At 32.2% G+C, this 26,998-nt stretch carries 27 protein-coding genes and 5 tRNA genes; 10 read left to right on the plus strand and 22 right to left on the minus strand.

Annotation, left to right across the window (positions count from 1 at the left end; genetic code table 11):
* Window positions 1-24 precede the first annotated feature (24 nt).
* From ELQ09_RS03295 to traF, 6 genes are read left to right on the plus strand one after another with little or no spacing between them, the layout of a single operon-like run.
* Window positions 25-1,428: a Fe-S-containing protein gene (locus ELQ09_RS03295; protein ID WP_096702747.1), complete on the plus strand. Its 1,404-nt coding sequence runs from the start codon at window positions 25-27 to the stop codon at window positions 1,426-1,428.
* Window positions 1,418-2,707, plus strand: a complete 1,290-nt coding sequence (locus ELQ09_RS03300) for an ABC transporter permease (protein WP_096702749.1) — start codon at window positions 1,418-1,420, stop codon at window positions 2,705-2,707. Before ELQ09_RS03295 ends, ELQ09_RS03300 begins: the two co-directional genes overlap by 11 nt.
* A complete protein-coding gene (locus tag ELQ09_RS03305) occupies window positions 2,697-3,815 on the plus strand; it encodes an FtsX-like permease family protein (protein ID WP_096702751.1) in 1,119 nt (372 codons plus the stop codon). The genes ELQ09_RS03300 and ELQ09_RS03305 overlap by 11 nt, the downstream gene beginning before the upstream one ends.
* Window positions 3,812-4,465, plus strand: a complete 654-nt coding sequence (locus ELQ09_RS03310) for an ABC transporter ATP-binding protein (protein ID WP_079862120.1) — start codon at window positions 3,812-3,814, stop codon at window positions 4,463-4,465. Before ELQ09_RS03305 ends, ELQ09_RS03310 begins: the two co-directional genes overlap by 4 nt.
* Window positions 4,462-4,950, plus strand: coding sequence for a TlpA disulfide reductase family protein (locus ELQ09_RS03315; protein ID WP_070316595.1), 489 nt, complete (start codon window positions 4,462-4,464; stop codon window positions 4,948-4,950). Before ELQ09_RS03310 ends, ELQ09_RS03315 begins: the two co-directional genes overlap by 4 nt.
* The gene (gene traF, locus ELQ09_RS03320; protein ID WP_070316596.1) at window positions 4,911-5,414 is read left to right on the plus strand and encodes a conjugal transfer protein TraF; all 504 of its coding nucleotides are present in this window, start codon (window positions 4,911-4,913) and stop codon (window positions 5,412-5,414) included. The genes ELQ09_RS03315 and traF overlap by 40 nt, the downstream gene beginning before the upstream one ends.
* 9 nt (window positions 5,415-5,423) lie before the next feature.
* On the opposite strand, the gene ELQ09_RS03325 is transcribed toward traF, so the two are convergent.
* The 12 genes from ELQ09_RS03325 to recA all read right to left on the minus strand — a co-directional run bounded on the left by ELQ09_RS03325 (window position 5,424) and on the right by recA (window position 11,198).
* The gene (locus tag ELQ09_RS03325; RefSeq protein ID WP_002858990.1) at window positions 5,424-5,861 is read right to left on the minus strand and encodes a DUF411 domain-containing protein; all 438 of its coding nucleotides are present in this window, start codon (window positions 5,859-5,861) and stop codon (window positions 5,424-5,426) included.
* Window positions 5,862-6,140: 279 nt separating this feature from the next.
* Entirely contained in the window at window positions 6,141-6,587 is a 447-nt protein-coding gene (locus ELQ09_RS03330) for a hypothetical protein (protein ID WP_134263776.1), read from the minus strand.
* An 83-nt stretch (window positions 6,588-6,670) separates the two neighbouring features.
* Window positions 6,671-6,755, minus strand: a tRNA-Leu gene (locus tag ELQ09_RS03335).
* Window positions 6,756-6,760: 5 nt separating this feature from the next.
* Window positions 6,761-6,837, minus strand: a tRNA-Arg gene (locus tag ELQ09_RS03340).
* A gap of 14 nt (window positions 6,838-6,851) precedes the next feature.
* A tRNA-Arg gene (locus tag ELQ09_RS03345) sits at window positions 6,852-6,928 on the minus strand.
* A gap of 4 nt (window positions 6,929-6,932) precedes the next feature.
* A tRNA-His gene (locus ELQ09_RS03350) sits at window positions 6,933-7,009 on the minus strand.
* Between the two features lie 24 nt (window positions 7,010-7,033).
* Window positions 7,034-7,111: transfer RNA gene (locus ELQ09_RS03355), tRNA-Pro, on the minus strand.
* 42 nt (window positions 7,112-7,153) lie between these two features.
* Window positions 7,154-8,002 carry a DNA ligase gene (locus ELQ09_RS03360; RefSeq protein WP_070316597.1) on the minus strand — a complete coding sequence of 283 codons (849 nt, stop codon included), beginning with the start codon at window positions 8,000-8,002 and terminating at the stop codon, window positions 7,154-7,156.
* Window positions 8,002-8,664 (minus strand): glycoprotein CgpA, encoded by a 663-nt coding sequence (gene cgpA / locus ELQ09_RS03365; RefSeq protein WP_052794987.1) that lies wholly within the window; start codon window positions 8,662-8,664, stop codon window positions 8,002-8,004. Before cgpA ends, ELQ09_RS03360 begins: the two co-directional genes overlap by 1 nt.
* The gene (locus ELQ09_RS03370) at window positions 8,654-8,857 is read right to left on the minus strand and encodes a hypothetical protein (RefSeq protein ID WP_002839177.1); all 204 of its coding nucleotides are present in this window, start codon (window positions 8,855-8,857) and stop codon (window positions 8,654-8,656) included. The genes cgpA and ELQ09_RS03370 overlap by 11 nt, the downstream gene beginning before the upstream one ends.
* Window positions 8,858-8,922: 65 nt before the next feature.
* On the minus strand, window positions 8,923-10,167 hold the full coding sequence (eno, locus tag ELQ09_RS03375; protein ID WP_052794988.1) for a phosphopyruvate hydratase: 1,245 nt from the start codon (window positions 10,165-10,167) through the stop codon (window positions 8,923-8,925).
* Window positions 10,167-11,198 carry a recombinase RecA gene (gene recA, locus ELQ09_RS03380; RefSeq protein WP_002851424.1) on the minus strand — a complete coding sequence of 344 codons (1,032 nt, stop codon included), beginning with the start codon at window positions 11,196-11,198 and terminating at the stop codon, window positions 10,167-10,169. The genes eno and recA overlap by 1 nt, the downstream gene beginning before the upstream one ends.
* Window positions 11,199-11,304: 106 nt before the next feature.
* Between recA and ELQ09_RS03385 the strand changes: the two genes are divergently transcribed.
* From ELQ09_RS03385 to ELQ09_RS03395, 3 genes are read left to right on the plus strand one after another with little or no spacing between them, the layout of a single operon-like run.
* A complete protein-coding gene (locus ELQ09_RS03385) occupies window positions 11,305-12,165 on the plus strand; it encodes a menaquinone biosynthesis family protein (RefSeq protein WP_134263761.1) in 861 nt (286 codons plus the stop codon).
* 11 nt (window positions 12,166-12,176) lie between these two features.
* The gene (gene fliQ, locus ELQ09_RS03390; RefSeq protein ID WP_002851290.1) at window positions 12,177-12,446 is read left to right on the plus strand and encodes a flagellar biosynthesis protein FliQ; all 270 of its coding nucleotides are present in this window, start codon (window positions 12,177-12,179) and stop codon (window positions 12,444-12,446) included.
* Window positions 12,443-13,219 (plus strand): UDP-N-acetylmuramate dehydrogenase, encoded by a 777-nt coding sequence (locus ELQ09_RS03395; protein ID WP_070316598.1) that lies wholly within the window; start codon window positions 12,443-12,445, stop codon window positions 13,217-13,219. Before fliQ ends, ELQ09_RS03395 begins: the two co-directional genes overlap by 4 nt.
* Window positions 13,220-13,242: 23 nt before the next feature.
* Here the strand turns inward: ELQ09_RS03395 and ELQ09_RS03400 are convergent, their stop codons facing one another.
* The 6 genes from ELQ09_RS03400 to topA all read right to left on the minus strand — a co-directional run bounded on the left by ELQ09_RS03400 (window position 13,243) and on the right by topA (window position 20,376).
* Window positions 13,243-14,013, minus strand: a complete 771-nt coding sequence (locus ELQ09_RS03400) for a hypothetical protein (RefSeq protein WP_079862121.1) — start codon at window positions 14,011-14,013, stop codon at window positions 13,243-13,245.
* Between the two features lie 39 nt (window positions 14,014-14,052).
* Window positions 14,053-14,817 carry a 3'(2'),5'-bisphosphate nucleotidase CysQ gene (locus ELQ09_RS03405; protein ID WP_044306343.1) on the minus strand — a complete coding sequence of 255 codons (765 nt, stop codon included), beginning with the start codon at window positions 14,815-14,817 and terminating at the stop codon, window positions 14,053-14,055.
* An 80-nt stretch (window positions 14,818-14,897) separates the two neighbouring features.
* Window positions 14,898-16,166, minus strand: a complete 1,269-nt coding sequence (locus ELQ09_RS03410) for a citrate synthase (RefSeq protein WP_070316600.1) — start codon at window positions 16,164-16,166, stop codon at window positions 14,898-14,900.
* A gap of 113 nt (window positions 16,167-16,279) precedes the next feature.
* Window positions 16,280-17,455 (minus strand): cation:proton antiporter, encoded by a 1,176-nt coding sequence (locus ELQ09_RS03415; protein ID WP_134263762.1) that lies wholly within the window; start codon window positions 17,453-17,455, stop codon window positions 16,280-16,282.
* Complete coding sequence (locus tag ELQ09_RS03420) at window positions 17,436-18,272, minus strand: biotin synthase (protein ID WP_002932087.1); 837 nt, start codon at window positions 18,270-18,272, stop codon at window positions 17,436-17,438. The genes ELQ09_RS03415 and ELQ09_RS03420 overlap by 20 nt, the downstream gene beginning before the upstream one ends.
* Window position 18,273: 1 nt before the next feature.
* Complete coding sequence (gene topA, locus ELQ09_RS03425) at window positions 18,274-20,376, minus strand: type I DNA topoisomerase (RefSeq protein ID WP_134224667.1); 2,103 nt, start codon at window positions 20,374-20,376, stop codon at window positions 18,274-18,276.
* 194 nt (window positions 20,377-20,570) lie between these two features.
* On the opposite strand from topA, the gene ELQ09_RS03430 reads away from it, so the two are divergent.
* Complete coding sequence (locus ELQ09_RS03430; RefSeq protein ID WP_070316601.1) at window positions 20,571-21,842, plus strand: MFS transporter; 1,272 nt, start codon at window positions 20,571-20,573, stop codon at window positions 21,840-21,842.
* Window positions 21,843-21,900: 58 nt separating this feature from the next.
* Here the strand turns inward: ELQ09_RS03430 and ELQ09_RS03435 are convergent, their stop codons facing one another.
* The 4 genes from ELQ09_RS03435 to rplO all read right to left on the minus strand — a co-directional run bounded on the left by ELQ09_RS03435 (window position 21,901) and on the right by rplO (window position 26,998).
* On the minus strand, window positions 21,901-23,913 hold the full coding sequence (locus ELQ09_RS03435) for a CocE/NonD family hydrolase (RefSeq protein ID WP_134224668.1): 2,013 nt from the start codon (window positions 23,911-23,913) through the stop codon (window positions 21,901-21,903).
* Window positions 23,897-25,150, minus strand: a complete 1,254-nt coding sequence (locus ELQ09_RS03440) for an MFS transporter (RefSeq protein WP_070316603.1) — start codon at window positions 25,148-25,150, stop codon at window positions 23,897-23,899. Before ELQ09_RS03440 ends, ELQ09_RS03435 begins: the two co-directional genes overlap by 17 nt.
* A gap of 190 nt (window positions 25,151-25,340) precedes the next feature.
* A complete protein-coding gene (gene secY, locus ELQ09_RS03445; protein ID WP_002866819.1) occupies window positions 25,341-26,606 on the minus strand; it encodes a preprotein translocase subunit SecY in 1,266 nt (421 codons plus the stop codon).
* Window positions 26,606-26,998, minus strand: a complete 393-nt coding sequence (rplO, locus tag ELQ09_RS03450) for a 50S ribosomal protein L15 (RefSeq protein WP_002922071.1) — start codon at window positions 26,996-26,998, stop codon at window positions 26,606-26,608. The genes secY and rplO overlap by 1 nt, the downstream gene beginning before the upstream one ends.

Genomic DNA, 26,998 nt, shown 5'->3' on the forward strand with positions numbered 1-26,998 from the left:
ATAACAATGTTTAAAGAGTAAATTATGAGTATATATTTTGTGCATTTTCTTATCAGTGTTTTACCGCTAAGTATTTTAATGGCCTTTATCACTCCTGATAAAAAATATATTTTTAAAAGTTTTTTAGTAGTTTTTTTGGGCTTTTTATTTGGATATTTTGCTTTTTTTATCGCAGCACAATTTTTAAAAACCGAAAATTTAATCTTTAATTTTGATTTTGTTTTTATAGGTTTATTGCTAGTAAGCTTTATATTTTATTTTTGGAAAAAAATTGAACTTTTAAATTTTATTTTATTGGGAAATTTAAGTTTTTGCACCGCTTTGCATTATTATTTTTTAAGTCAAGATTTCCCTATTTTTACTAGCTCTTTAATCGATAGCGAAAGTATAAGTTCTTTAGGTTTTATTGCTTTAGCCTTGCTTGTTTGTATTTTGATTTTCTTCTTTTTAAAATGGCAAAAAAATTTTAATCAAAAAACAAGCTTTATGCTGTTTTTACTGCTTATCCTTATGGAAAGCGATAAAGCTCTAGCCAATATCTTGCTTACTTTAATGCGAAATTCCATCATAGAAACTCATACTTTTTTGGTGAGTTTTGTAGGAAAAAGTAATTATTTTGGTGTTTTTGGAATTTATGTTTATTTAATTTTCATCGCTTTTTTAGCATTCTTAAGCTTAAAAATTCGCAAAAAAAATATAAGCAAAAAACAAATTTTAGATATAAATTATCGCAAAAACGAAGCTAAAACAAGTCTTATTAATCGTTATTTTTCCAGTGTTTTTATCTCCTGTGTTATAAGTTTTTGCATTATTTTATACTTTTTTATGGTAAGCTCTAAGCCTTTAACCATAGATGAGCCTAAAGAAATTTTACCCGATAAGAATGGCAAATTTATCTTTGATATAGCTCTTTTAAGGGACAACAAACTCCACCGCTTTGCTTATATCAGTGCTGAAGGCAAGGTGATAAGGTTTTTTCTTATCAACAAAAGAGAAGATAGGGATTCTCCTGTAGCTGTTTTTGATGCTTGTATGATTTGTGGAGATATGGGCTATATCAAAAAAGATGGACAACTCATTTGCATTTCTTGCAATGTGCGTATTTTCTTACCTAGTGTAGGCAAAAGCGGGGGTTGCAATCCTATCCCACTCAAATACGAATACGATGGTAAAAAAATCACCATAGATGTTAAAGATGTAATAGCAGGATCTAATTATTTTAGTCAAATCAAGGAAATTGAAGTGCAAGATCCTGTATCAAAAACAAAGGTTATAAACACCCAAGCTCCTTTTTCTTATAGCTATAAAGGGATTACTTATTATTTTTCAAATCAAAACAACTATGAAGAATTTAAAAAAGATCCTATAAAATATGTAGAAGAAAACGAAGCCCAATTTTTAATCCAAAGGAGAAACGATGTTGGCTAAAATGATTTTTAACTCTATATTTAAAAACAAAATTCAAAAATTTTTAGCCTTTCTTACTTGTTTTTTAGCCACGCTTTTGCTCTCTACTATGCTAAATATTACCCTAAGTATAGGCGATGAAGTAACTAAACAACTCAAAAGCTATGGCTCTAATATCCTTGTTTTACCCAAAGGCTCAAGTCTTAGTATAGAAATAGGTAATGAACTTTATGAACCCTTAAAAAACAAAAACTACCTAGAAGAAAAAAATTTATATATGATTAAAGACATTTATTGGCGTAACAACATCACCGCACTTGCTCCTTTTTTAGAAGGTAAAATCGCAATTGAAAACTCCCAGCAAAAAGCACTTATTTATGGCACTTACTTTCAAAAAGCCATAAAAATTAAAGATGATGATGATTATATCACAGGTATAAAAAGTCTTTATCCTTATTTAGCAGTCCAAGGAGAATGGGCAAAAGATGATAGCAATGAAATCATGCTAGGCGAAGACTTTGCTAAAAACAATAAACTAAAATTAGGAGATACTATCAAACTCATAGGAGAAAACAATCAAAGCAAAGAAGCAAAAATCGTAGGCATTTTACTTCATGCCAATCCTAAAATGTCAAATAAAATCATCACTCCTTTAAATTTAGCTCAAGATTTACTCAACAAACAAGGGCTTTACTCAAGTGCAGAAGTAAGAGCTTTTACCATACCTGAATCAGCCCTTTCTGAAAAAGTGCGTCGCATGGGCGAAGAAAAATTAGATCAGTTAGAATATGACAAATGGTATTGCTCAGCTTATGTAGGCTCAATCGCTAGTCAAATTAGCGATGGCTTACCAGGTGCTGATGCAAAAGCTCTAAATGCTATAAGCGATGCTCAAAGCTTGGTGGTTAAAAAGATCCAATCCTTAATGGGCATTACTTGTATTATTTGTCTTATTGTTGCAAGTATTGCGATTTCAAGTCTGATGAGTTCTGAAATTCATCGTAGAAAAAAAGAAATAGGACTTTTAAAAGTGCTTGGTGCTAATACTTTTCAAATTTATCTCATCTTTGCTAGTGAAAATTTAATCGTAGCTTTATTTGCTGCTTTATTTGGATTTATTTTTGGCACAGCACTTTCTCAAATCATCAGTCTTAGTATTTTTGGATATTTTATTGATATAGCCTTTGTAGCTTTACCTTTAAGCTTTATTTTTGCAGGACTTATTGCCTTGCTAGGTTGCTTGCTTCCTATCAAAAATATCACACAACTTTCAGCCGCAGGAGTGCTTTATGGTAGATAAGTTTTTCCTTAATGAACTTTTTAAAAGCATTAGCTTTTCTTATCAAAGACTTTTTATTATAGTTTTAAGTGTTTTTATAGGAGCACTTACTTGCTCAGCTTTTTTAAATATTTATTTTGATATTGACACCAAACTTTCTAAAGAATTAAAAGCTTATGGAGCAAATGTAATGATAAGTCCTAAGCAGGATGAAAATTTTATCTCCAATGCTGAGTATGAAAAAGTAAAAGAAAAATTAAAGGCTAGAGCTTTAACTCCTTTTTTGTATGATTTTTTAAATTTAGGCAGTACAAGCGGAGTGGTTTTAGGCACTGATTTTAGGGCTTTAAAAATCACTAAACCTTTTTTAGAAGTTAAAGAAGGAAGCTTTTCTCTAAATGATTTTGATGAAAATTCAGCCTTTTTAGGGGTTAATTTAGCCAAGCAACTAGGCCTAAAAACAGGCAATGAACTTCAAATTTACAATCCAAGCAACGGAAAAAGCACAAAACTTACCATAAAAGGCATACTTTCAAGCAATGATGAATTTGATAGCATTGTTTTAGCTCCTTTAAGCGTGGTGCAAAATTTAAGCGATAGAGCCGGTATTAACTATGCTAATGCTGTAGTTTATGGAAATTTTGATGAAGTTAAAGCCAAAACACAAGCAATCAGCAATGAATTCATCGATGCAAAACCTATATCTTCAGTATCCTTAAGTGAAGGTTTAGTGCTTGGAAAAATCAAAGCTTTAATGTTTTTAATCATACTTGTAGTATTGATCATAGTCACTACTAGCGTTAATACGACCTTAAGCTCTATTATATTTTCTCGCAAAAAAGAAATCGCACTGCGTTTAGCCTTGGGTGCGAAAAAAAGTGAAATTTTTAAACTTTTTGCTAGTGAATGCTTTATAGTAAGTTTTTTTGCTAGTTTAATCGGAGCTTTTTGTGGGATATTTTTAGCCAATGTCTTTGGTTATTTGATTTTTAATTCTAGTATTGATTTTAGATTTATAGCTGTTTTTATAGCCTTAATCATTTCTTTGATTTTTGCCTTTTTGGCTGCATTTTTTCCTATAAAAAGAGCATTAAAAATCAATGTGTGTGAAAATTTGAAAGGTGAATGATGAAAAAAGAACTTATTAAAATAAACAACTTAAATAAAGAATTTGGCAAAGTTAAAGCCTTAAACAATATCAACTTAAGCGTCTATGAAGGAGAATGGCTTGCCATCATGGGTCCATCAGGAAGTGGAAAATCAACGCTTTTAAACATACTATCACTCATGGATACTCCAAGCTCTGGAGAGTATATCTTAGACAATGAAAACCTAGAGCAAATGGATGAGGAGCAAAAAATCACCTTGCGTCGTGAAAAAATAGGGCTTGTCTTTCAACAATTTCATCTTATCCCCTATCTTAACGCTTTAGAAAATGTTATGCTCTCTCAGTATTATCACTCAAGCGTAGATGAAGAAGATGCCAAAATGGTTCTTGAAAAAGCAGGACTTTCGCATAGACTCACTCATTTACCTAGCCAATTAAGTGGCGGGGAACAACAAAGAGTTTGCATAGCAAGAGCTTTAATCAACAACCCAGAGCTTTTACTCGCAGATGAACCCACAGGAAATTTAGATGAAGCCAATGAACAAATCGTTCTTCAAACCTTGCAAAAATTAAAAAATGAAGGCAAAACCATAGTTTTAATCACACACAATCCTGATTTGGCTAAATTCGCAGATCGAACCCTTATTTTACAACATGGGGTGTTAAAATGAAAAAAAGCCTTTTAATCTTAAGCATTTTGTTTTTGCTCAATGCTTGTTCTTTTGAAAATTCAAAAGATACTGGAAAAGTTGGAGAAAAAAGCGCTGAAATTTCAGCTAAAGATACCTTAGGAAAAGCTGTAAAACTTGCTGATGATAACACAAGTTTAAAAATCTTAGTCTTTTTTCAAAATGGCTGCCCTTCTTGCTTAAAAGAACTCCCTTCTTTAGATGAATTCATACAAAATCACCCCAATAAAATCAGTGTTTATGCTATAAATTCCATCGATAATGCCAATGTGGTTAAGGTTTTAGCCGAACAATTTGACTTTAAAAATGTAAAAGTTTTAAAAGACGATCTTAAAATCACCAATGATCGTTACGCTGTGTTTGCAACCCCTACTACCATCATCATTAAAGATGGGATGATAAAAGATAGAATTTTAGGAGAAAAACCATGGGAATTTTTCGAATCCAAGCTTATTTCTTTGCTTTAATCATAGCTTTATTTTTTGTAGCTTGTGATAGTGGAGAAAATTTTAAAGCTTTAAATAGCGATAAAACCTATAATTTTGCCTACAATGGTTTTGAAAAAAGCCTAAAACTAAATGATAAAGCACAAAATTTTGCCTTAGTATTCTTCACAAAAGATTGCGGAGTTTGTAAAGAACAAATTCCTATTTTACAGAATTTGGCTAAAAATTATGATTTTAGTATCTTTGTGGTTTTAGGTGATGCAAATGATGCAAATGATGCAAAAACTTGGGCTGATGAAAAAGGTTTATCTAATTTAGCAATGTTTTATGAAAAAAGAGCAGCTAAATACCTTTCAAGTGCCATTGGGGAAATATATGGAGTACCTGTGCTTAGTTTTTTCAAAGAAGGAAAAATGGATGAAAAATTCATAGGCTTAACTCCTTATAGCATACTTGAAAAAGAAATCAAAAAAGTAAAAAGCTAAAAATTTACTTTAAAGCTTTTTATCTCCTATAAAATATCCATAAAGCTCATAGCTTCCATCTTTTTTCATCAAAATTACAGGATATTTTTCACTATAACCTTGTTCCATTCCTGGGCTTCCTTGCGGCATGCCAGGAGCTGAAATTCCTATAACATCTTTAGGTTTGTTTTCAAGCAACCATGCTATAGCACTTTCAGGAACATGCCCTTCAATAGCATAGCCTTCGATCACACCTGTATGGCAACTTTGATACTCATCTTTTATACCCATTTTTTCTTTGATTTTAAGAAAATCATTGGTTTTATGAACACTAACCTCATAACCCTTAGCTTTCATATAATCAGCCCAAAGATCACAACAGCCACAAGTAGGACTTTCATAAACTTGTATTTCCTTAGCCTGCGTAAGAGTGAGTAAAAAAAGAATGGTTAAAATTGTTTTTTTCATAATTGCTATCCTAAGTAAAAAATATATAATAATACTTTTATAAAGTTAATATCATCACATTTTTAACACTAAAAATGAATTTACAAAAATTTAATCAAGAAAAGATTTTAATGAGTGCTGATTTTGTCTTTACAGCAAAGATATAAAAGATAAAACGATTTAAAAAAACTAGAAATTTTTAACTTAAAAAGCTTAAAATTTAGATATATTTTATACTATGTTTTTTATAATCAAAACCTTTATGGTGTGAAAGCTCTAAAATAATAGAGCTTTCAAGTATTATTTGAAATTATAGTGCTTTGAAGAGATATCAGAACGACAATTAACATCATTGCTTAATTTTATAGGTCTATCAAGATGATCACATTCAATATCCCATTCAGCAGCCCAATTTGTTTTTCTATCTACAACTAAGAAAGAATTATTATAATAGACAGTCTTTCCTTTTGCTATCCTTTGTTTCATTACTTTAAAACTGCCCCTTTGAATAACATTATATTGTTCTGGATCATCTTTTTTGATACTTTCTATAGCATAAATCTCTAAGTTATCAGTGTTAAATTGATTTTTCATTTCTTCTTTAGCATCTTCTAAAGCTATTTTTGCATAGGCATCATCTCCTCCTGATACTTTAACTAAATTAGAATCATGTATAGCAATAACACCTGCAAATGCTGAAACACTTAAAGCAACTAAAGCTGCTAAAGCTAAACCTAATTTTTGCATTTCATCTAACAATCATAAGAAATTTTAAAATGAAATAAAAATTTATGAGAAATCAACTCTTGTTTGAAAATGATAAAAGTAAGTGGTGCGGATGAAAGGACTTGAACCTTCACGCATTGCTGCACCAGATCCTAAGTCTGGCGTGTCTGCCAATTTCACCACATCCGCTAAAGTGGTACGCCCAAGAGGATTCGAACCTCTGACCTACGGCTTAGAAGGCCGTTGCTCTATCCAGCTGAGCTATGAACGCATATAAAATCTTGGTGGTGCGCCCGATAGGAATCGAACCCATAACCTACAGATCCGAAGTCTGTCGCTCTATCCAGTTGAGCTACGAGCGCTTAGTGGGGTGAGTGATGGGAATTGAACCCACGACCCTCAGGACCACAATCTGATGCTCTAACCGACTGAGCTACACTCACCATTTTGTATAAATTTATAAAAAATGGTCGGGGTGAAAGGATTCGAACCTTCGGCCCCTTGGTCCCAAACCAAGTGCGCTAACCAGACTGCGCTACACCCCGAATAAATAAAAGGAAATATTTTATCACAAAATAATTTTAAAGTCAAGGATTTTCATCTCTTATTCTTAAAAAAACCGGAAAGCGAGGTAAGGAATTTTTGGTCAATCCATTAAATTTATAAGTCACAATACTACCAATTTTTGGAGGATTTTTTCTATCTTCATCTTTTAAACCACTGCCTATTTTAATGATTTGTCCATTAGGCATTTTACAAAGTAAGGCACCTACTTGATTTTCAAATTTACCCTTGCCCTTGCGAAATCCTACCAACTCACATTCTGCATCATCATAGGGTTTTAATTTCATAGCATTTTTACTTCTGCCTTTTTCATAAGGACTTAAATTTTTGCGTATAACAATACCTTCACCTTGATTTTTTATAATGCTTTTGTAAAATTGATTTAAATTATTTTGATTTTCAACTGGAATTTGAGGAATAATTTTTATATAGGCACTAGGATATTTTTGTAAATACTCTTCTAAAACAGCCAGACGATTTTTAAGAGTGCAAGTAGAAATTTGAAATTCTTCACAAGCATTTGGCACATCAAAAATATTATAAGTTACTTCCTTCCATAAGGTCAAATTGCTATCGCCACTACGAATTAAAGCTGAAATTTCATCAAATTTATTTCTTGCTATCCAAAGCTCACCATCAATAGCAAAAGGAGGGAAATTTTTTGTAAAAAAGTCAGGAGTTTTTATTTGGTAATTTTGGCGAGTTTTTAGATATTTTCCATCCCAAATTCCACGCACCCCATCAAGTTTTTCGCTCATCAAATAAGCATTAAAATCTTTAGAATTAAAATCTTGCTTATCGAATTTGTTAAGAAGTAAAATTTCATTAGCAAAAACTAAACAAGCACAACATATTAAAAAAATAAATCTCATCAAAGCAGATTAATCATATATCCAGTTGCATCTTTTTGAATATTATAATTATAAGTTCCATCAAGATATATTACAAGTCGATAATATCCTTTATGAGATCCAAAGTCTATGCGTTTAAAAATAGAATTGCTAAGGCGTATGTTTTTTGTAGGGCTAATCAAATTAGATCTAAAATCTATAACGATTTTACTTGGATTTCCTACTGAAAAATCTGTGATCATTTCATCACTAGTGTTAAGTTTTATTTTGTTTTTATAAACCGCGTAAGAAATAAAATCATAAATCTTTGCAACCTGTAAAGGTATTTCAACATTGGCTGTTGAGTTTGATTCTTGTTTAGAGCTATTTTTTTCAGGTATAGTAACTGAAACATCAAGTACTTTTGAAGGATCAGGGCTTTTAAATCTTGATATAGTATAAGTATCGTGCCAATCAATACTTTTATTGACATCTAAATCGATCTTATCTTCACTTCCGTCTAAATTGATATAATTAAAAGTGATGCTTTTTAAAATTCTTGCACTAGAATTAAATTTAACTTCCTCTTTTTGAAATTCAGGTGGAGCAACCAAGGTTATATTTTGATCTGCCTTGAAAGGATTTTCATCAGCATATAAAAGAGAGGTAAAAATAAAAAATATTGCCAAAATTCTAGTTTTCATTTGGGTATAATCCTTTTAATTCAAAATAATCTTTTTGTGCTTTAGCATTTTGTTCTTTGAGCAAAATAATCTTTTTATTAAGCTCTTCTTTGGTATTTTCTAAGCTTAATAAAGTGTCTAAAGAATACTGCCCAAAAAACATATTGCCAAAATAAATCGCTCCAATTACAACAAGAAAAGCCCAAAAAATCATTTTTATAACATGGGTATAAAAACTTTTTTTTCTTGTGCTTTCGTCGTATTCTTTAAGTAAATCGCTCAGAGCTTTTCTCCTAAGTATTCATCGCTTTCAAGTTCAATTTCAAGCAAGCGATTGTATTTTGCGGTTCTTTCACCTCTTGCTAGGGCTCCTGTTTTGATTTGTCCTGTATTTAAAGCCACAGCAAAATCTGCTATAAAAGCATCTTCACTTTCGCCACTTCTATGACTCATCACACATTTATAGTTATTTCTTTGCGCTAAACGCACAGTTCTCATAGTTTGGGTAATAGTTCCGATTTGATTTGGTTTAATAAGCACAGCATTTGCCATTTTTTTGATGATGCCTTCTCTTAAAATATCTTCATTAGTTACAAATAAATCATCGCCTACAAGCTGAATTTTATTGCCCAATTTTTCAGTAAGCTTTATCCAACCTTCAAAGTCATTTTCAGCTAAGCCATCTTCGATACTGCAAATTGGATATTTTGCACAAAGTTCTACATAGCATTCGATCAAATCCTCGCTTGAAAAAGCCTTGCCTTCCATGTGATATTTGCCATCTTTGAAAAATTCTGTACTTGCCACATCAAGAGCGATTTTTACACGATTTTCATAACCTGCTTTTTTGATACAAGTCATTAAAAGATCGATAGGTTCTGTGTTGTTAGCTAAATTTGGAGCAAAACCGCCTTCATCACCTAAAGCCGTAGAATGTCCAGAATTTGCGAGTTCTTTTTTTAATATCGCATAAATTTCACAAACTGAACGCAAAGCTTCTTTAAAGCTAGTAAAACCAAAAGGCATGATCATAAATTCTTGAAAATCTACATTGTTGTTTGCATGAGCACCGCCATTTATGATATTACACATTGGCACGGGTAAAATGCTCGCATTTGCACCACCTAAGTAACGATACAAAGGCATTCCCAAAGCAGCCGCAGCCGCACGAGCTGTTGCCATAGATACGCCTAAAGTCGCATTTGCACCTAAATTTGAGTAATTATTTGTTCCATCAAGCTCACGCAAAGTATCATCAAGTTGAGTTTGATTAAAAGCATCTAGTCCTAAAATTTCATCTGCAATGGCCTCATTGACATTTGCAACAGCTTTTAAAACGCCTTTTCCGCCAAATCTTTCATCATTATCACGCAATTCTAAAGCTTCTTTTGAACCTGTACTTGCACCACTTGGAACTATGGCTGCACCTACACTTCCATCGCTTAGCGTAACTTCGGCTTTTACGGTTGGATTTCCTCTACTATCAAGAACTTCATAGGCTCTAACATCTTCAATTACTAACATTATTCCTCTCCTTCGTCATCTTCGCTACCGCTGATCATACCTTCTATTCCCATAGAATTTTGAATTGCTTTTGTGATTTCATCTGCAATTTCAGGGTTTTCTTTTAAGAAAGCTTTTGAGTTTTCTCTACCTTGTCCAAGTTTTTTATCTTTATAAGAAAACCACGCACCACTTTTATCTACGATATCAAGTTTTACACCATAATCGATCAATTCACCTTCACGACTTAAACCCTCTCCAAACATCACATCAAATTCAGCTTGTCTGAATGGAGGAGCAACTTTATTTTTAACTACTTTTACTTTAACGCGGTTTCCTATAGGTTCTTCGTTTTGTTTTAAGGTTGCTACTTTTCTAACATCTAAACGCACAGAAGCATAAAATTTTAATGCATTTCCACCTGTTGTAGTTTCAGGAGTACCATAGCCCATAGCACCAATTTTCATACGAATTTGGTTGATAAAAATCACCGTGGTATTCATTTTATGAACTATACCTGTAAGTTTTCTTAGAGCTTGAGACATAAGTCTTGCTTGAAGCCCTACATGTTGATCGCCCATATCGCCTTCAATTTCTGCTTTTGGGGTAAGTGCTGCAACGCTATCTACTACGATAAGATCTACTGCACCACTTCTTGCTATAGTTTCTACAATTTCTAAGGCTTGTTCTCCAAAATCAGGTTGAGAAACATACAAATCATCTGTATTTACACCTAAATTTTTAGCATATTTTACATCAAGCGCATGTTCTGCATCGATAAAAGCACAAACTCCACCTGCTTTTTGGCATTCTGCGATAATATGTAAAGTTAGAGTGGTTTTACCTGAACTTTCAGGCCCATAAATTTCTATAATTCTTCCTTTTGGAACACCGCCTATACCTAAAGCAAGATCAAGCCCAACTGAACCTGTGCCTATGCTATCGATTTGCTCGACTTCTTTATCCCCTAGTCTTAAGATAGTACCTTTTCCAAAGGTTTTATCTAAACTTTTTAGGGCAGCGTCTAGGGATTTTCTTTTATTATCATCCATAACTTTCCTTAAAAATTCTAAATTTTTAGTTAGAATTCTAACAAAATAAAATTAAATAACAATTTATTTTGCTAGAATTAAAGCAAAGATTTAAAGGAAATTAAAGATGAAAAAAATCACTATCGCACATTCTCCTGATGCTGATGATATTTTTATGTATATGGCTATTAAATTTGGATGGATAGGGAATGATTTTGCTTATGAAAATACAGCTTTAGATATACAAACTTTAAATGAATTTGCTTTGAAAAATGAATTTGATACTACGGCTATTTCTTTTGGACTTTATCCTTTAATCGCTTCTGAATACGCTCTTTTACGCACAGCAGTAAGTTTTGGCGAAGGTTATGGACCAAAGCTTATCAAAAAAAAAGATACACATTTAAAAAGAAATTTTAAAGTTGCTTTAAGTGGAGCAAATACCACCAATGCTTTAATTTTTCGTATAAAATATCCTGAAGCAAGAATTATTTATAAGAATTTTTTAGACATTGAAAATGCAGTTTTAAGTGGTGAAGTAGATGCAGGAGTTTTGATCCATGAAAGCATTTTAGAATTTGATCAAAGTCTTTGTGTAGAAGCAGAACTTTGGGATATATGGCTTGAATTTGCTAAAGAAAATTTACCTTTACCTTTAGGTGGAATGGCTTTGCGTCGCTCTTTGCCTTTAAGCGATGCGATTAAGATCGAAAGAGATTTAACCAATGCTGTAAAAATTGCCGATGCAAATCGTAAAATTTTAGCCCCCATGCTTATGGAAAGAAAACTTATCCGTGTTAATGAAGAAAAACTTAATACTTATCTTAATTTATATGCCAATAAAAACTCTATTAGCATGAATCAAACTCAACTTTTAGCTGTAGATACGCTTTTTAAACTAGGATATGATTATAAATTTTATGATAAAATCATACATGTAAATGATTATCTTATCCCTAGCGAATACGAAGAAGCTAGAAATTCTTAAAAAGGATAAAAATGGACGAAAGTACCTTAGTTGCTCTTGGAGTACAAACCTTTAAAATCACACTTTTACTTTCCTTGCCTATGCTTTTAGCAGGACTTATTGCAGGGCTTGTAATCAGTATTTTTCAAGCAACTACACAGATTAATGAAATGACACTTTCTTTTGTTCCTAAAATCATCTTGGTTGTGGTTATTTTAATCTTTTTAATGCCTTGGATGACTACGACTATGATTGATTTTACTGAGAATATACTAAATCAAATTCCAACTTTTATCAAATGATCATTGATTTTAAAAAATACTCTTCTGTGCGTATAGGAAATGAATTTGAAGTTTTAGTTTTGGATCAAATTTGTGATTTTGATGGTTTTTTAATAGGTGGTGCAAACAACCTTTTAGTTAGCCCAAAACCTAAAAATATAGGAATTTTAGGAGATGGTTTTGATTTTATACAAATTTTAGATCAAAATAAAGATTTTATACATCTTCGCATAGGCTGCAAAACAAAATCAAGCAAAATGTATCGCTTTGCTAAAGAAAATAATCTTAAGGGTTTTGAGTATTTAAGCAAAATTCCTGGCACACTTGGTGGGCTTTTGAAAATGAATGCAGGGCTTAAAGGAGAGTGCATCAGTCAAAATTTAATCAAAATTGCTACTTCTCAAGGCGAAATTCTAAGAGAAAATATAAATTTTGATTATCGTTTTTGTCCTTTAAATATGCCTTTTTTTTGGGCTGAATTTAAACTAAATTTTGGCTTTGATACCCTTAAAGATGAAGCTTTAAAAAATGCAAGAAGCAACCAACCTAGTGGAGCAAGCTTTGGCTCTATCTTTAAAAATCCAAAAAACGACTTTGCAGGACGTTTAATCGAAGCTGTAGGGCTTAAAGGCTTTAGTAAAGGAGATGCTATGTTAAGCGATAAACACGCAAATTTTTTAATCAATAAAAAAAATGCAAGTTTTGAAGATGCGTTTTTTCTTATCGAATTGGCTAGAAAAAAAGTCTTTGAAGAATTTGGCATAAACTTAGAAAATGAAGTGATTATTATCTAAAAATTTTTCAATATATCTTTAAATTAATTGATAGTTGATTTTAATTTTTTTATTTCATTATCTATAACACTAGCTAACATTTTTGGCATTTGATTTACAATATCTTGATAATTTTGTTTTGCATCTTGATCTTTTAATGTCAAATTTAATTCTGCATTTTTTGCTGCAAGAATTTTTCCATTCCTTGTAGAAATAATTTTAAAATTAACATTAGCCACACCCTCTTTACTAGTTGTGATAAAATAATTTGTAATATTTACATAAAAATCTTGCAAATTTACCACCACAACATAATCTGTAAATTTAGCATACATTTTAGCCTTATCTTTTTCTTGTGTTAAAAAAGGACTTACATTTATAAGTTTTGCATCTTTAGGGCTAAAATATGACAAAGTTTTAGGACTTTGATAAATACCATTTGCAACAGAATTAACCCAATTAAGCTTTAAACTTTGAATCAAATTTTTAGCAAATAATGTAGAAAATTCCTTATCACTCACCCTAAAACCATCTAAAAAATAACCAAAATTTTTCCTAGAAGTTAATACAATAGCAAAATCAATATCCTTATCTTTGGTGATTTGCGATTTTTTTTCAATTAAAGTAGAACTATCAAACAATGCTTTTTGTTGATTTAAATTTGGATTTGCAACATTTTGATTTAGATCTATTACTTCAAAGCTATCTGCGCTTTTTTCAATTTTAATAACCTTTTTCTGAGAAAAATTATTCGCTAAAAGATTAGAACTTAAAACTAAACTTAAAAACAAAATGAAACAATACCTCATCTTCATCCTTATAAACTATTTAAATATAAAATTATACTCTTTATTTTATAAAAAATCTTGTAAAAAATTCCTAGATGAAACACAAATAAAAGGACTGGATTTATAATTTAAAGGGTTATATAAAATGTATTTTTTAGAAAAATCGCCCATAAATCCTCCATTTTGATTAATCAAAAAATCTCCTGCTACAATATCCCAAATATTAAGCTTTTCAAATCTTTTATAAACTCCTGCCCTAGCCTCTAAAATAGCACAAAATTTCAATCCAGAGCCTATATTAATAGCTTCTAGTTGATACTCTTTTGCAAAGTCTTCATCTTCTTTGCTAAGATGATTAACACTCAATAAGGCTTTATATTTATTTTTCTCGTATTCTTGCTGGTCAATTTGCAAAGGTTTATCGTTTTTATAAACCTTGGTTTTTGCATGAGCATAGAATATATCACCTTTTGATGGATTTTGTATAAGCGATAAAACAGGGCGATTGTCATGAACCAAACTTATCATAACGCAAAATTCATCACTGCCTTTTAAAAAACCACTTGTTCCATCAAGAGGATCGATAAGCCAAAAAGTTTTTAATTCTTCACACTCTTCTTTGCTGAGTAATTTTTCTTCTGATAAAATTTTAATATCCGTAGAACCTAAAATATCATTTAGAATTTTATTAGAAGCAAGATCTGCTGATGTAAGCGGGCTTTTATCTTCTTTTTCCCAAGTTTTGAAATTTTTTCTCTCTTCTAAAATAGCTTTAGAAGCTTGATTGCTAGCATTTATAGCAATTTCTAAAAATTTATCAAGATTAAGCATGATTATAAGACTTTCTATAAGATTTTTTAAAATTATACAAGAAGATTTTGTGGAATTTTTAATTTCCACAAAAATTTTAATTAAACTTTACTAGTTTCACCCAAATAAAGTTGTCTTGGACGGACTATTTTAAGACTTTCTTGCTCTTTTTGTTCTATCCACTGAGCTATCCATCCTGGGGTGCGCCCTATAACAAATAAAGTAGCAAACATTTCATTTGGAATACCTAAGGCTTTTAAAATAAGTCCGCTATGAAAATCAACATTCGGATATAACCCTCTTTGAACAAAATAATCATCACTTAAAGCAATCTCTTCTATACGAGTTGCTACTTTAATAAGATTGGTATCAATATCCAACTCATCAATAAGTTGATCACGAAGTTTTTTAAGCACTTTTGCTCTAGGGTCAAAATTTTTATAAACCCTATGCCCAAAGCCCATCAAGCGGAAAGGATCATTTTTATCTTTAGCTCTTTTAATGAATTCATCTACCCTATCAACACTACCTATTTGCTCAAGCATTCTAATAACACCTTCATTAGCTCCACCATGTGCATGACCCCAAAGTGCACCAATACCTGCTGCTATACAGGCATAAGGATGAGCATGAGTTGAACCCACAGCACGAACCGTTGAAGTTGAAGCATTTTGCTCATGATCTGCATGAAGCATAAAAACTGTATCAAGTGCTTTTACTTCTATAGGTTTAAGCTCCACATGATCGTAAGGATAGGTTCTTAGCATATATAAGAAATTTTCTGTAAAACCACGATCTAAATTTGGATAAGCCATAGGAAAGCCATGTTTATATCTATAAGCGGTGGCGACTATAGTAGGGATTTTAGCGACTATTCTAGCTGCCATTTCCATATATTCTTCTTTTACATTCATGTTTAAATGATCAGGATAAAAAGCACTAAGCGATGAAACAGCACCTTGTAAAACTGCCATAGGATGAGCATTATCAGGGAAAGAATCAAAAAGACGATGCATACCTTCATGGATAAAAGAACGTTTTTTCATTTCATAACGAAACGCTTCAAGACGCGTAGCATCGGGTAGTTCTTTATAAAGTAAAAGATGAACCACATCTAAATAAAGTTTGTTTTCAGCAAGCCACTCTATAGGATAGCCACGGTGCATTAAGATCCCGTTTTCTCCATCAATATAAGTGATTTTTGATTTACAAGTAGCTGTAGAAGTCAAGCCCTCATCATAAGAAAACATTCCTGTTTGTTTATAAAAACTTGACATATCTACAACGCTTGGCCCAGTTGTACCATCATATATAGGAAATTCATAGCTTTTTCCATTTCTATTATCGGTTATAGTAACGGAATTTGACATTTTCGCTCCTTTTATTGTTGCTTTTATTAATTCTAACAAAAAAGGACGATTATGAGTTTTTTATTATTAAATTTTTAAGATTTTGTTTGCTTTTTTGAGTAAAAAAGTAACTTTCATTTTTTAGAATTAGAAAGAAATTTAATCATACTCATAACAATAATAGCCTCAAATAACGCTGTTAAAATAAGTGCTGAATAAAGCTTCTCATCAATAACCTTGCCCGAATAACCCAAAGTAGCTGTTGCTATAAGCAAGGTTAAAGGCATAGAATGACTAAGACCAAATAAAATCATATTTTTAAAACCAATTCTTTTTAAAAAAACACTTGCACATAACATTCTTAAACCCACCATAACAAACATAAGTAAAAATGCTTGTAAAACGATTTTATAATCTAAAATCATTTTAAGATCAAAGGTTGAACCTATATGGATAAAAAAAATAGGGATCAAAAACCCGTGTCCAAAAGTAGAAAGCTTGTGCTCAAGATCTTTTTTATGATCAAAAAAAGTAGCTATAAATGAACCTGCTATAAAAGAACCAAGAACGATTTCAAGTTTTGTAATAACCATAGCAACAATGATCAGTATAAAAATGGCCATACAAAATCTTATATCTTTTTCATTTTTATCTTCCCATGGCATAAGCACAACTTTAAGCTGAGGATACCACCAAAAAAGCACACCAAGCATTTTAAATCCGAGTAAACAAAGCCCCAAAAAGATATTAAGATATAAAATACTTTGCGCTACATCAATAATATCTGTTCCTTCGCGCAAAAAAGCTCCCGCTATAGTCAAAAGCACAATAGAAATCACCTCAGCTAAAGTAGCCACTATCATAGCAATATTTAGCCAATAACACTCTTTTCCAAAATCCTTAAAAAGCAAAGATAAAAGCCCTACACTCATCACAGGTATAATGATAACAAATACTAAAGAAAGTCCAAAAATCCATACTATAAGAGAAGATAAAGCGTAAAGTAAAAAAATATAAAAAAAACTTTTTTTGACAACTTCTTTATCCATATTAAAAAAGGCTCTTAAATTTACCTCCATGCCCGCTATAAACATTAGATAATAAAAACCTACATTGGCTAAAAGTGCAAAATTTTCACTTTTTCCTATGAAACCAAAATATGCTATTATTGCCCCTAAAATAATTTCAGTAGCTGAAAGAGGCAAGCGTAAAATTTTTGCAATATGCGGAGAAAAAAGTAAGCATAAAGCTATAACAATAAGAATTTTTAGATCAATTAAACCTTGCGGATCAATGACACTCTGATGCAAAAGTAAATCCCATTTCTTTTAATTTTACTATATCTTGACTTGGTTCTTCACCTTTAGTGGTTAAATAATCCCCTATAACAATAGCCCCAGCACCTGCTTGAAAAATTTCATACTGCCTTTCTTGCAATACCACTTCACGCCCACCTGCTACCATTACCACGCTTTGCGGTAAAGCCTCTTTGGTGTCACGCACGATTTTTAAAGCTTCATCAGCACTAAGTCTTGGAACTTGTAGTTTTAAATTTTCATTGGCTATAAAAAAATTAATAGGCGTTGAAAAAGGCTGTAATTCTTGCAAAGATTTTCTAAAACTTAGCCTATCTTCTTCACTCTCACCCATACCATAAATTCCACCACAACAAAGCATAAGTCCTGCTTCTTTAGCGTTTAAATTGGTTTGAAATCTACTTTCCCAAGTATGAGTGGTGCAAATTTGTGGAAAAAATTCCTTAGAAGTTTCAAGATTGTGATTATAAGAAAAAATTCCTGCTTTTTTAAGTTCTTTGAGTTGTTCCACGCTTGCCATACCATTACAGGCAATTAAAAGCAAATTAGGCACTTCTTTTTGCACAGCCTTAGCAGCCTCACAAACATACTCAAGCTTTTCATCATCAAGCCCAAGTCCTGCTGTAACCAAACAAAAACCCAAGGCTTCATTTTTCTTTGCCATTTTCGCTTCTAAAACGATTTGTGAAAGTTCTTTGCGACGATATTTTTGAATATCTGTTTTTACATGGGCACTTTGGGTACAGTATTTACAGTCTTCTGAACAATTTCCACTCGCTATATTTGAAATAGCACAAAGCATGATTTGCATTCTAATCCTTCATTTCTTTTTTGATTTTGCACTTTAAGCATTCTAAGAATGTACCTTTTTTAAGCTCTTTTATCACTAAAGTTTCGCCACACTCTTCGCATTTTTCTTCACTTGGTTTGTATTTGCTTATAAAATTGCATTTTGGATAAGCACTACAGCCATAAAATTTACCGCGTTTTGAAAAGCGTTCTACGATTTCACCTTTTTGACAACTTGGACAAGTAATACCTGTACCATTAGCTTTAGCTTTTGCGGCAGTATCTTCGCTTTCATTTTTACTTTCACTTTTTAAATTTCTTGAATACTTGCATTTTGGGAAATTTAAACACGCTACAAATTCTCCAAAACGCCCTTTTCTAATAGCAAGTTCCCCGCCGCAATCAGGACAACTTTCACCTAGTTTTGTGACAGTTTTTTGACTAGCAATTTTTGTTTTTCCTTCTTCGATTTTTCTCATAAAAGGATAGTAAAATTCTTTTAAAGTTTCTTGCCAGTCTGCCTTATCTTCTGCGATTTCATCTAAGGTATTTTCAAGGTTTGAAGTAAATTTACTATCTACTATATCGCTAAAATTTTTTTCAAGCACTTCGGTTACATTAAAAGCAACATCGCTAGGAATGAGTTGTTTTTTATCTATTTTTACATAATCACGGCTTGTAAGTATAGAAATGGTTGGCGCATAGGTAGAAGGACGACCTATGCCTAAACTTTCAAGTTTTTTTACAAGTCCTGCTTCTGAATACCTTGAAGGTGGTTCGGTAAAATGCGAGTTCATTTCTAAATTTTGTATTTTTAAATTTTCACCTATTTTAAAATTTGGTAAAATTTTATCCTTATCCATATCACCATAAACTTTATAATATCCATTAAAAAGGATTTTTCTACCGCTTATTTTAAAAACTGCTCTATCATTTTTTGCAAATACATTTTGAGTTTGAGAAATAGCAGGGTTCATCTGACAGGCTAAAAAGCGATTATAAATGAGTGTGTAAAGTTTTAGCTCATCTTTGTCCAAAAATTTGGCCGCAATTTCTGGAGCAAAACTTAAATTTGTAGGGCGTATAGCTTCATGAGCTTCTTGAGCACCTTTGGCTTTTGTAGTGTATACATTTGCTTTGCTTGGAAGATAGTCTTTGCCAAAATTTGCTTGTATGAATTTTCTTGCATTTTCTATAGCTTCTTTGGCTAAATTTAAACTATCGGTTCTCATGTAGGTAATAACCCCCATCACGCCTTCATGGGTATTTACTCCCTCATAGAGTTTTTGAGCTATCATCATGGTTTTTTTAGGGTTAAAACCAAGGCGATTGCTAGCACTTTGTTGCAAGGTTGAAGTCATAAAAGGAGGCGGTGGAGCGATTTTTCTTTCTTTGCTTTCAATGTCGCTTATAACATAAGCTTCATTTTTACAAGCCTCTAGTATAAGCTTAGCACGATCTTTGTTGGCAATGGTAAGTTTTTCTATCTTAGCTTTGTCAAACTCAACCAGTTCTGCATCTAAATCTTTTTGAAAAATCATATCTATACTAAAGTATTCTAGGGGTACAAAGGCACGAATTTCTTTTTCACGATCGACTATGATCTTTAAAGCCGCACTTTGAACACGCCCTGCGCTAAGCCCTCTTTGAATTTTTTGTCCCAATAAGGGGCTGAGTTTATATCCTACAATGCGATCTAAAAGGCGTCTAGTTTGCTGAGCATTTACAGAGTGCATATCTAATTTTCTTGGATTTTTTAAAGCATTTTCTATAGCGTTTTTAGTGATTTCATGAAAAACAATACGTGGTAAGGTGTTTTCATCTTTTCCTATAGCTTTTGCAATATGGTAGGCTATAGCCTCTCCTTCTCTATCCTCATCCGTTGCAAGATAGACTTCTTTGGCATCTTTAGCCTTGCTTTTAAGTTCTTTAACTAAGGCGCTATGATCACTTGTGATTCTATACTCAGGGATAAATTCATCATCTTCTATTTTAATCCCAAAGCTTGATTTAGGCAAATCTCTAATATGTCCTTTAGAAGCGATAACTTCATAATCTTTTCCCAAAAAATTTCCTATGGTTTTAGCTTTTGCAGGAGATTCTACTATGATTAAATTTTTCTTCATTTTGCACCCTTGTTAAATAAAAAGCTGAATTTAGCTAAAAATATTTAAAATTCTACTTATAAAATATATTTTAATCAAGCTAAAATATTTTAAAAACAAAACTATCATAACAAAATAAATAAAATATAATTTTAAGTAATTTTAAATACAAACCATAATTTTTAGAGTATAATAAAACAAAAAAGGCAAAAATTATGAATGGCAAAACTTATAAATTTCATCCAAATGACACGAAAATGGATAAAAAAATAATTCAAATTACTGAAAAGTCCGGATTTAAAGCGGCTGTGTTTTCTATGGCCGCTATGACTATGCTAGGAAGTGTGGTCATTTCATCTGCTCTGCCTGCTATCAACAGACATTTTGAAGAACTTTTAACCCAAAGTGGCGCTACTCTTGCTTCAAGTTTCACATTAGCCCATCTTGATATACTTGTTCGCTTAGTTTTAACCATCCCTGCTATTTTTGTTGTCATTTTATCTCCATTTGCTGGTATTTTAATGGATAAATTTGGCAAATTAAAATTCATTCTTCCAGCTATGGTGGTTTGGACTATTTCTGGAGTAAGTGGCTTTTTCTTAAATGATATTTATGCTATACTGACTTCAAGAGCTATTTTTGGTATGGCAACTGCTTTTATAATGACAGGTGCTTCGGCTTTACTTGGAGATTATTATAGTCGTGGTGGCTTTAATCGCAGAGAAAATGCTTTAAGTCTTCAAGGATTTTTTTGTGCGGTAGGGGGTGCTGTTTTTATTTCTATTGCAGGATTTGTTTCGAGTTATTCTTGGCGTTATCCTTTTTTAGTATATGGACTTGGAATTTTAATTACCTTAATGGCTATCATTTATCTTTTTGAACCTAGAAAATTTAAATTCTATAATCATACAAAAATAGAAGCAAAAACAAATTATTGGCAATTTTTCCCTATCTATTTTATAGGTTTTTTTATCATGGTAGTTTATTATATTTCGCCAACTCAACTTCCTTACTATATAGAAGAACATTTAGGATTGGATCCTAAATATATAGGTATTTCGATGTCTGTATCTGCACTATGTTATGGTTTTTTCTCTCTAAGCTATAGATATATTATAAAATTCTTAAGTATTAAAACTATCTATGTTTTAACTCTTTTTATCGTATCTTGTTCTTTTTTGCTGCTTTTTTTAGTAGATAGCTTTTTCACAGTTTTAATCACCTTAGCTTTGCTTGGAATGGGTGGAGGTATTATGCTTGTAAATAATACGGCTTATCTTTTTTCAATCTGTCCTGAAAATGCTCGCGCTAGGGCTTATGGAATTTTAGCAAGTTGTATATTTTTAGGACAATTTTTAAGTCCTATTATCTCTCAACCCATCGTTAGACAAATGGGTCTTGTAGATGCTTTTTTAATATGGTCAATAGTAATTTTTATAGTGTGCATTGTGTTTTTATTTTTAAAGCAAAAACCTAGGATAAATTAATTATATTCTTCATAATTTTTAATTAAACCTGATAAATTTAGGTTTAATTATCTAGGATTTACAAACTCTTTCTTAGAGTTTTATAATTATAATTTTTATCAAAGACAAGTTTTTCATTTTCCTTAACCTGCATTTTACCCTTGATATAAAAATACTCCTTATCACTGGTTTGAGTAAGAATAATATCAGCATCCATCATACAATTTTCCCTACCAATTTTCATCTTTTGAGTGATAGTGTATTTAGCACTTAGAGGATCTTCATTTTGAAGGACTAGCTCTCTTTTAAGATTGTGTTCTACTAAAACATCAATCTCATCAAATCTATAAACACCTTCGCCAAAAACTCCACCCACTCCATCGGTTATACAAGTGTAAGTATCGCTTAAAATATCATAAGTTATACTCCTATCTACCCTACCTTCTTTAAGCAAAGCAAGAGGAGTTAAAGGAGCGCTTTGAGCTTCTAAATTCACTTTATTGCTATCCTTGCCACTAAAAACAGGTAAAGCAAAATCGCATTCATTTAAATCCAAAGTCAAGGTCACATTTTCAGGCATAGGCCAAAACATAGGCCAAAAGGTTGTAGCCAAAGAAAGTCTTATCTTAGATCCCTTAGCAAAACGATGCCCACAACAATCAAGCCTTAGTTCTCTTTGGATCCATTCATTTTTTATTAAGGGTGTAAATTCACTTCTTTCTTTATTTAAGGCTAAATTTAAAACCCCATAGCTCACCCTTTGTACAAAGCCATCCTCCCTTACTTCACTAAGTTGTGCAAAAAGCATAGCTTTAGGCTTATCGCTATTTAATTTCACTTTTAACAAAGGATAACCTAAAACATCAAGCTCATCTTGCAAAATTTCACTTTCAAAAACCACAGCTAAACCATCATCTAATCTTTGATCTGCAGGACTTTCTCCCAAAACGGCTGCTCCCATCCACTCTCCAGCTAAAAGTCCATGATTTTGTGGGGTATTAATCTTAATGCTTTGCTTGCTTTTTTCTTGAGTGAGTCTATAAGGATTTAAAAAATAGGTATGATAATTTATATCCTTACTAGGATAACTTTCTAATCCCACAAAACGCCCTTTAACCTCACTCACTTTAGAACTAGGTTTTAAAGGATCTTCTATATAAGCTTGTATCATAGGACAATCAAGAACATCATTATCTTCATCTTTTAGCCATTTATCCCACCATTTTAAAGCTTCTTGTAAAAATCCCATAGCAGGAGCCGGAAAACCATCGTGCGGATAAACATGAGCCCAAGGGCCTATAATGGCTTTTCTTGGAACCTTTAAACCTTGCATGAGAGTAAAAACAGGATTGGTATAAGAATCAGCCCATCCATCTAAAGCAAAAACAGGTACTTGTATATCCTCATAATTTTCACTCACCGAGCCATGTTTCCAATACTTATCCTTTAAATTATGTTCCATCCATAAAGCAGGCCATAAAGGCATATTTTCAAGTCTATGAAGCCATTTCTCTCTTCCATTTGGATCGATTTTTGGATCTACAAAACGGGCTTGATAAGCAAGCATGATATTGCCCCACCAAAAATTATCATTGAGTAAGCACCCGCCTTTATAATGTATGTCTTCGTTATATCTATCATCGGTAAAACCCACTACTATAATGGCTTTTAAATTCTTAGGTCTTCTAGCAGCCACTTGTAAAGAATTAAAACCACCCCAAGACTTACCCATCATGCCTACTTTGCCATTGCACCATTCTTGTTTGACTATCCATTCTATAAGCTCTAAGGCATCATCTTGTTCTTGCTTTAAATACTCATCTCTTAAGAGTCCATCAGATTCCCCGCTGCCTCTCATATCCACTCTTACAACAACATAACCATTGCCTGCAAAATAGCCATGCATAGGTTCATCTCTTGTTCTTGTACCATCATTTTTTCTATAAGGAATGTATTCTAAAATAGCAGGAAGTTTTTCATCGGTTTGTGGAAGCCAAATTCTAGAAGAAAGCCTTGTGCCATCTTTTAAAGTGATCCAAATATTTTCTATCACTTTCACTTTAAATTTAAAATCTTTAATTATTTTCTTCATATTTTTTTCCTTTTTTATTGTATTTTTTTATCCAAAGCAAACAAAAAATAGCACCCATAATAGCCATAGCAATCATGATACTAAAATAGATATGAAAACCCTTTACTCCTTGATATTTATCAAGCAAATCTCCGGCTAAAACAGGTGCAAAAACTTCAGGCAAATATCCAAAAGTAGAAACTATACCTATGGCCATACCAGCTAAATGTACAGGAATTTTACCCTCGCTTAATAAAGAATAATAAATACTAAAATTAGAATACATAGCCACATAAACAATCACACAAGCTAAGGTTAAAGCCACCATTTGTATAAAACCACCCCAATAAGCACTAAACATTAAAAGCACCACTCCAAGTCCCATAGTTACAAAACCCACTAACATAACCTTAGCCTTTCCAAAACCATCAGCTACAAAACCACCTACTATAGAAGCAATGGGGCGTATATAAGAGGCTAAAACCGCTAAAATAGCTGCAAATACAGCAGAAGTGCCTATAACATTACTCGCATAAGGGGTAAAATAATAAAAACTCATATTGAAAAAATAAGTACAAAAAGTGATGGCCACCACAAGCCATAAAGCAGGATTTTTAATAAGAGATAAAAAATCACTCCATTTTAAATTTTCACTTTTCTCATGCTTACTCTCTTTTAAAAGAAAAAACAAAATCACTGCACTAATTATAGGAGCTAAAGAATAAAAAATGATAATCATCTCTATACCCTTAGAAGCTAAAGCCTTGGTTTGAAAATAGCCAAAAATAGCCGTAGCAATAGCTAAATGTATAGCGCTAACCACACCACGACCCCCTTCAAAGACCCCATAAGCTCTTGCTTGCTCTTGCTCGCTGGCTAAAGTGCGTATGATTTTCATCAAAGAAGGCCAAAAAGTAAGAAGCGAAGTAATACCCCAAAGCCCATAAATAATCATAAGAGCCTTAAGCGAAGTAAAATAAAGATGAAGCAAACCCCCACATCCTGTAGCCACCAAAGAAAAGATCAAAAGCTTCTTAGGAGCAAAACGATCTGCTAAATATCCACCCAAAGCATAAGAAAAAAGTCCTAACAAACCATAAGCACTACCTAATAAACCCATTTGAAAATTATCTAAATGATACAAAGCCATATAATCATCATAATAATACTTTCTAAAATAAGGCAAACCATAAATAATAGAGCCACAAAAAGAAAGCAAAATCAAAGTGAAAAAATTCTTTTTTAAAGTATTCTTCATGGCTGCTCCTAAACAAATCTAATTTTAGTATTACATATTTTTAGTATTTTTTAAAAAAATTAGAAAAATTTTAAAAGCTAATTTAAATTTTTGTAGATTATTTACACATTTGATAAAAATAAAACATACAAGAAAAAGAATAAAATAAAAAAATTATTTCAACAAGGAAAATTACCCTTGTTGAAATATATTACAAACCTACCGCACTTAAAGTTTGGTATTTACTCATATAAATTTGAGCTTCAATTTTTCTCATCGTATCAAGTGCTACTTGAACTACAATAAGTACAGAAGTACCGCCAAAATGAAAAGGCACACCCATAAATTTCACCAAAACCCAAGGTAAGGTTGCAACAAGCCCTAAATAAATAGAACCTGATAAAGTTAAACGAGAAGCTACTTCGTTAAGATAACTTGAAGTTCCTTCACCTGGACGAATTCCAGGGATAAAACCACCTTGTTTTTTCAAATTTTCTGCTATATCTTTAGCATTAAATACGATAGAAGCATAAAAATAAGCAAAGAAAATCACAAACAAGAAAGTTAAAACATGAAACAAATAACCATTTGGATTTAAAAAGTCATTAATAGCTTGTAGATAAGGATTTGTACTAGTTTGTAAAATCGTTGTTGGAAACATCAAAATCGCACTAGCAAAAATCGGTGGAATAACCCCACTAAGATTGAGTTTAATAGGAATATAATTCATAATACGTTTGTTTTGATTTTGCATTACAACTTTACGAGAATAAGAAATAGGAATTCTTCTTTCTCCAAGTTCTACATAAATAATCACGCCTATGGTGATTAAAATCAAAGCAAAAATTGCAAAAGCGGTTAAGAAATTCATCTCGCCTGAATTGATTTGCCCTACAGTTCCTGAAATCGCTCTTGGAATACCTGAAACAATACCTGCAAAAATGATTAAAGAAATACCATTTCCTATACCTCTTTGTGTGATTTGTTCACCAAGCCACATTAAAAGCATAGTTCCTGCAAGCATAGAAATAGCACAAAGTGCGATAAACATATTTAAATCTTCCACCATTATAGCCCCTGCACCACCACGACCATGTAAGCTTTGCAAGCCTATAGCAACGCCTATACTTTGAACCAAAGTAATCACAATAGTCGCATAACGGATAATTTGCATATATTTTTGCATACTATCACGCTCTTTTTTCATCTTACCGATATTTGGAAAAGTTGCTGCAAGAAGCTCCATAATAATAGAAGCAGTAATATAAGGCATAATACCTAAAGAAATGATAGAAAAGCGTTCAGCCGCTCCACCACTAAAAACATTAAATAAACCCAAAGCATTGTTTTGATTGTTATTAAAAAATTCCGCAATCACATCAGCATTGACGCCAGGAACTGGCACATAAGCCAGAACCCTATAAGCAAACAAAAATGCTAAGGTGATTAAAATCTTATTCGTCAATGCTCTATTCATTATTTTGATCCGGTGACGCTAATATTCTCGTCTTTGATTTTTGATACTAAGTCTTTTGCACTTGCACCAATTAATTTGATTTTATTCACAGACTTTGAAATTTTGTGAACACTTTTAATGCTCTCAAATGTAATTTCACTAAGCTCTTTTATAGCTGTGATTTTTTCAACATTGATCACATAAGGTTTTTGAATTTTAGAAGTAAAACCTACTTTTGGTAGTCTTCTTTGAAGTGGTTGTTGACCCCCTTCAAAACCTCTTTTTTCATTATAACCTTTTCTAGCAGTTTGACCTTTACCCCCTTTAGTAGCAGTCTTACCCATGCCAGAACCTTGACCACGGCCAATTCTTTTAGTTTTATGCGTTGAACCCGCTGCTTTTGTTAAATTCAT

The sequence above is a fragment of the Campylobacter sp. CH186 genome, assembly GCF_004378925.1.
GTDB classification, from domain to species: domain Bacteria; phylum Campylobacterota; class Campylobacteria; order Campylobacterales; family Campylobacteraceae; genus Campylobacter_D; species Campylobacter_D jejuni.

Coding starts and splice junctions, on each gene's coding strand:
- ELQ09_RS03385 (WP_134263761.1), top strand. CDS start 11,305: ATGAAAAAAATCACTATCGCACATTCTCCTGATGCTGATGATATTTTT.
- ELQ09_RS03420 (WP_002932087.1), bottom strand. CDS start 18,272: ATGCAAATCATGCTTTGTGCTATTTCAAATATAGCGAGTGGAAATTGT.
- eno (WP_052794988.1), bottom strand. CDS start 10,167: ATGTTAGTAATTGAAGATGTTAGAGCCTATGAAGTTCTTGATAGTAGA.
- ELQ09_RS03310 (WP_079862120.1), top strand. CDS start 3,812: ATGATGAAAAAAGAACTTATTAAAATAAACAACTTAAATAAAGAATTT.
- ELQ09_RS03300 (WP_096702749.1), top strand. CDS start 1,418: ATGTTGGCTAAAATGATTTTTAACTCTATATTTAAAAACAAAATTCAA.
- secY (WP_002866819.1), bottom strand. CDS start 26,606: ATGAATAGAGCATTGACGAATAAGATTTTAATCACCTTAGCATTTTTG.
- topA (WP_134224667.1), bottom strand. CDS start 20,376: ATGAAGAAAAATTTAATCATAGTAGAATCTCCTGCAAAAGCTAAAACC.
- ELQ09_RS03305 (WP_096702751.1), top strand. CDS start 2,697: ATGGTAGATAAGTTTTTCCTTAATGAACTTTTTAAAAGCATTAGCTTT.
- ELQ09_RS03405 (WP_044306343.1), bottom strand. CDS start 14,817: ATGCTTAATCTTGATAAATTTTTAGAAATTGCTATAAATGCTAGCAAT.
- ELQ09_RS03430 (WP_070316601.1), top strand. CDS start 20,571: ATGAATGGCAAAACTTATAAATTTCATCCAAATGACACGAAAATGGAT.
- cgpA (WP_052794987.1), bottom strand. CDS start 8,664: ATGAAAACTAGAATTTTGGCAATATTTTTTATTTTTACCTCTCTTTTA.
- traF (WP_070316596.1), top strand. CDS start 4,911: ATGGGAATTTTTCGAATCCAAGCTTATTTCTTTGCTTTAATCATAGCT.
- recA (WP_002851424.1), bottom strand. CDS start 11,198: ATGGATGATAATAAAAGAAAATCCCTAGACGCTGCCCTAAAAAGTTTA.
- ELQ09_RS03315 (WP_070316595.1), top strand. CDS start 4,462: ATGAAAAAAAGCCTTTTAATCTTAAGCATTTTGTTTTTGCTCAATGCT.
- ELQ09_RS03440 (WP_070316603.1), bottom strand. CDS start 25,150: ATGAAGAATACTTTAAAAAAGAATTTTTTCACTTTGATTTTGCTTTCT.
- ELQ09_RS03435 (WP_134224668.1), bottom strand. CDS start 23,913: ATGAAGAAAATAATTAAAGATTTTAAATTTAAAGTGAAAGTGATAGAA.
- ELQ09_RS03395 (WP_070316598.1), top strand. CDS start 12,443: ATGATCATTGATTTTAAAAAATACTCTTCTGTGCGTATAGGAAATGAA.
- ELQ09_RS03400 (WP_079862121.1), bottom strand. CDS start 14,013: ATGAAGATGAGGTATTGTTTCATTTTGTTTTTAAGTTTAGTTTTAAGT.
- ELQ09_RS03295 (WP_096702747.1), top strand. CDS start 25: ATGAGTATATATTTTGTGCATTTTCTTATCAGTGTTTTACCGCTAAGT.
- rplO (WP_002922071.1), bottom strand. CDS start 26,998: ATGAATTTAACAAAAGCAGCGGGTTCAACGCATAAAACTAAAAGAATT.
- ELQ09_RS03410 (WP_070316600.1), bottom strand. CDS start 16,166: ATGTCAAATTCCGTTACTATAACCGATAATAGAAATGGAAAAAGCTAT.
- ELQ09_RS03325 (WP_002858990.1), bottom strand. CDS start 5,861: ATGAAAAAAACAATTTTAACCATTCTTTTTTTACTCACTCTTACGCAG.
- ELQ09_RS03360 (WP_070316597.1), bottom strand. CDS start 8,002: ATGAGATTTATTTTTTTAATATGTTGTGCTTGTTTAGTTTTTGCTAAT.
- ELQ09_RS03330 (WP_134263776.1), bottom strand. CDS start 6,587: ATGCAAAAATTAGGTTTAGCTTTAGCAGCTTTAGTTGCTTTAAGTGTT.
- ELQ09_RS03370 (WP_002839177.1), bottom strand. CDS start 8,857: ATGATTTTTTGGGCTTTTCTTGTTGTAATTGGAGCGATTTATTTTGGC.
- fliQ (WP_002851290.1), top strand. CDS start 12,177: ATGGACGAAAGTACCTTAGTTGCTCTTGGAGTACAAACCTTTAAAATC.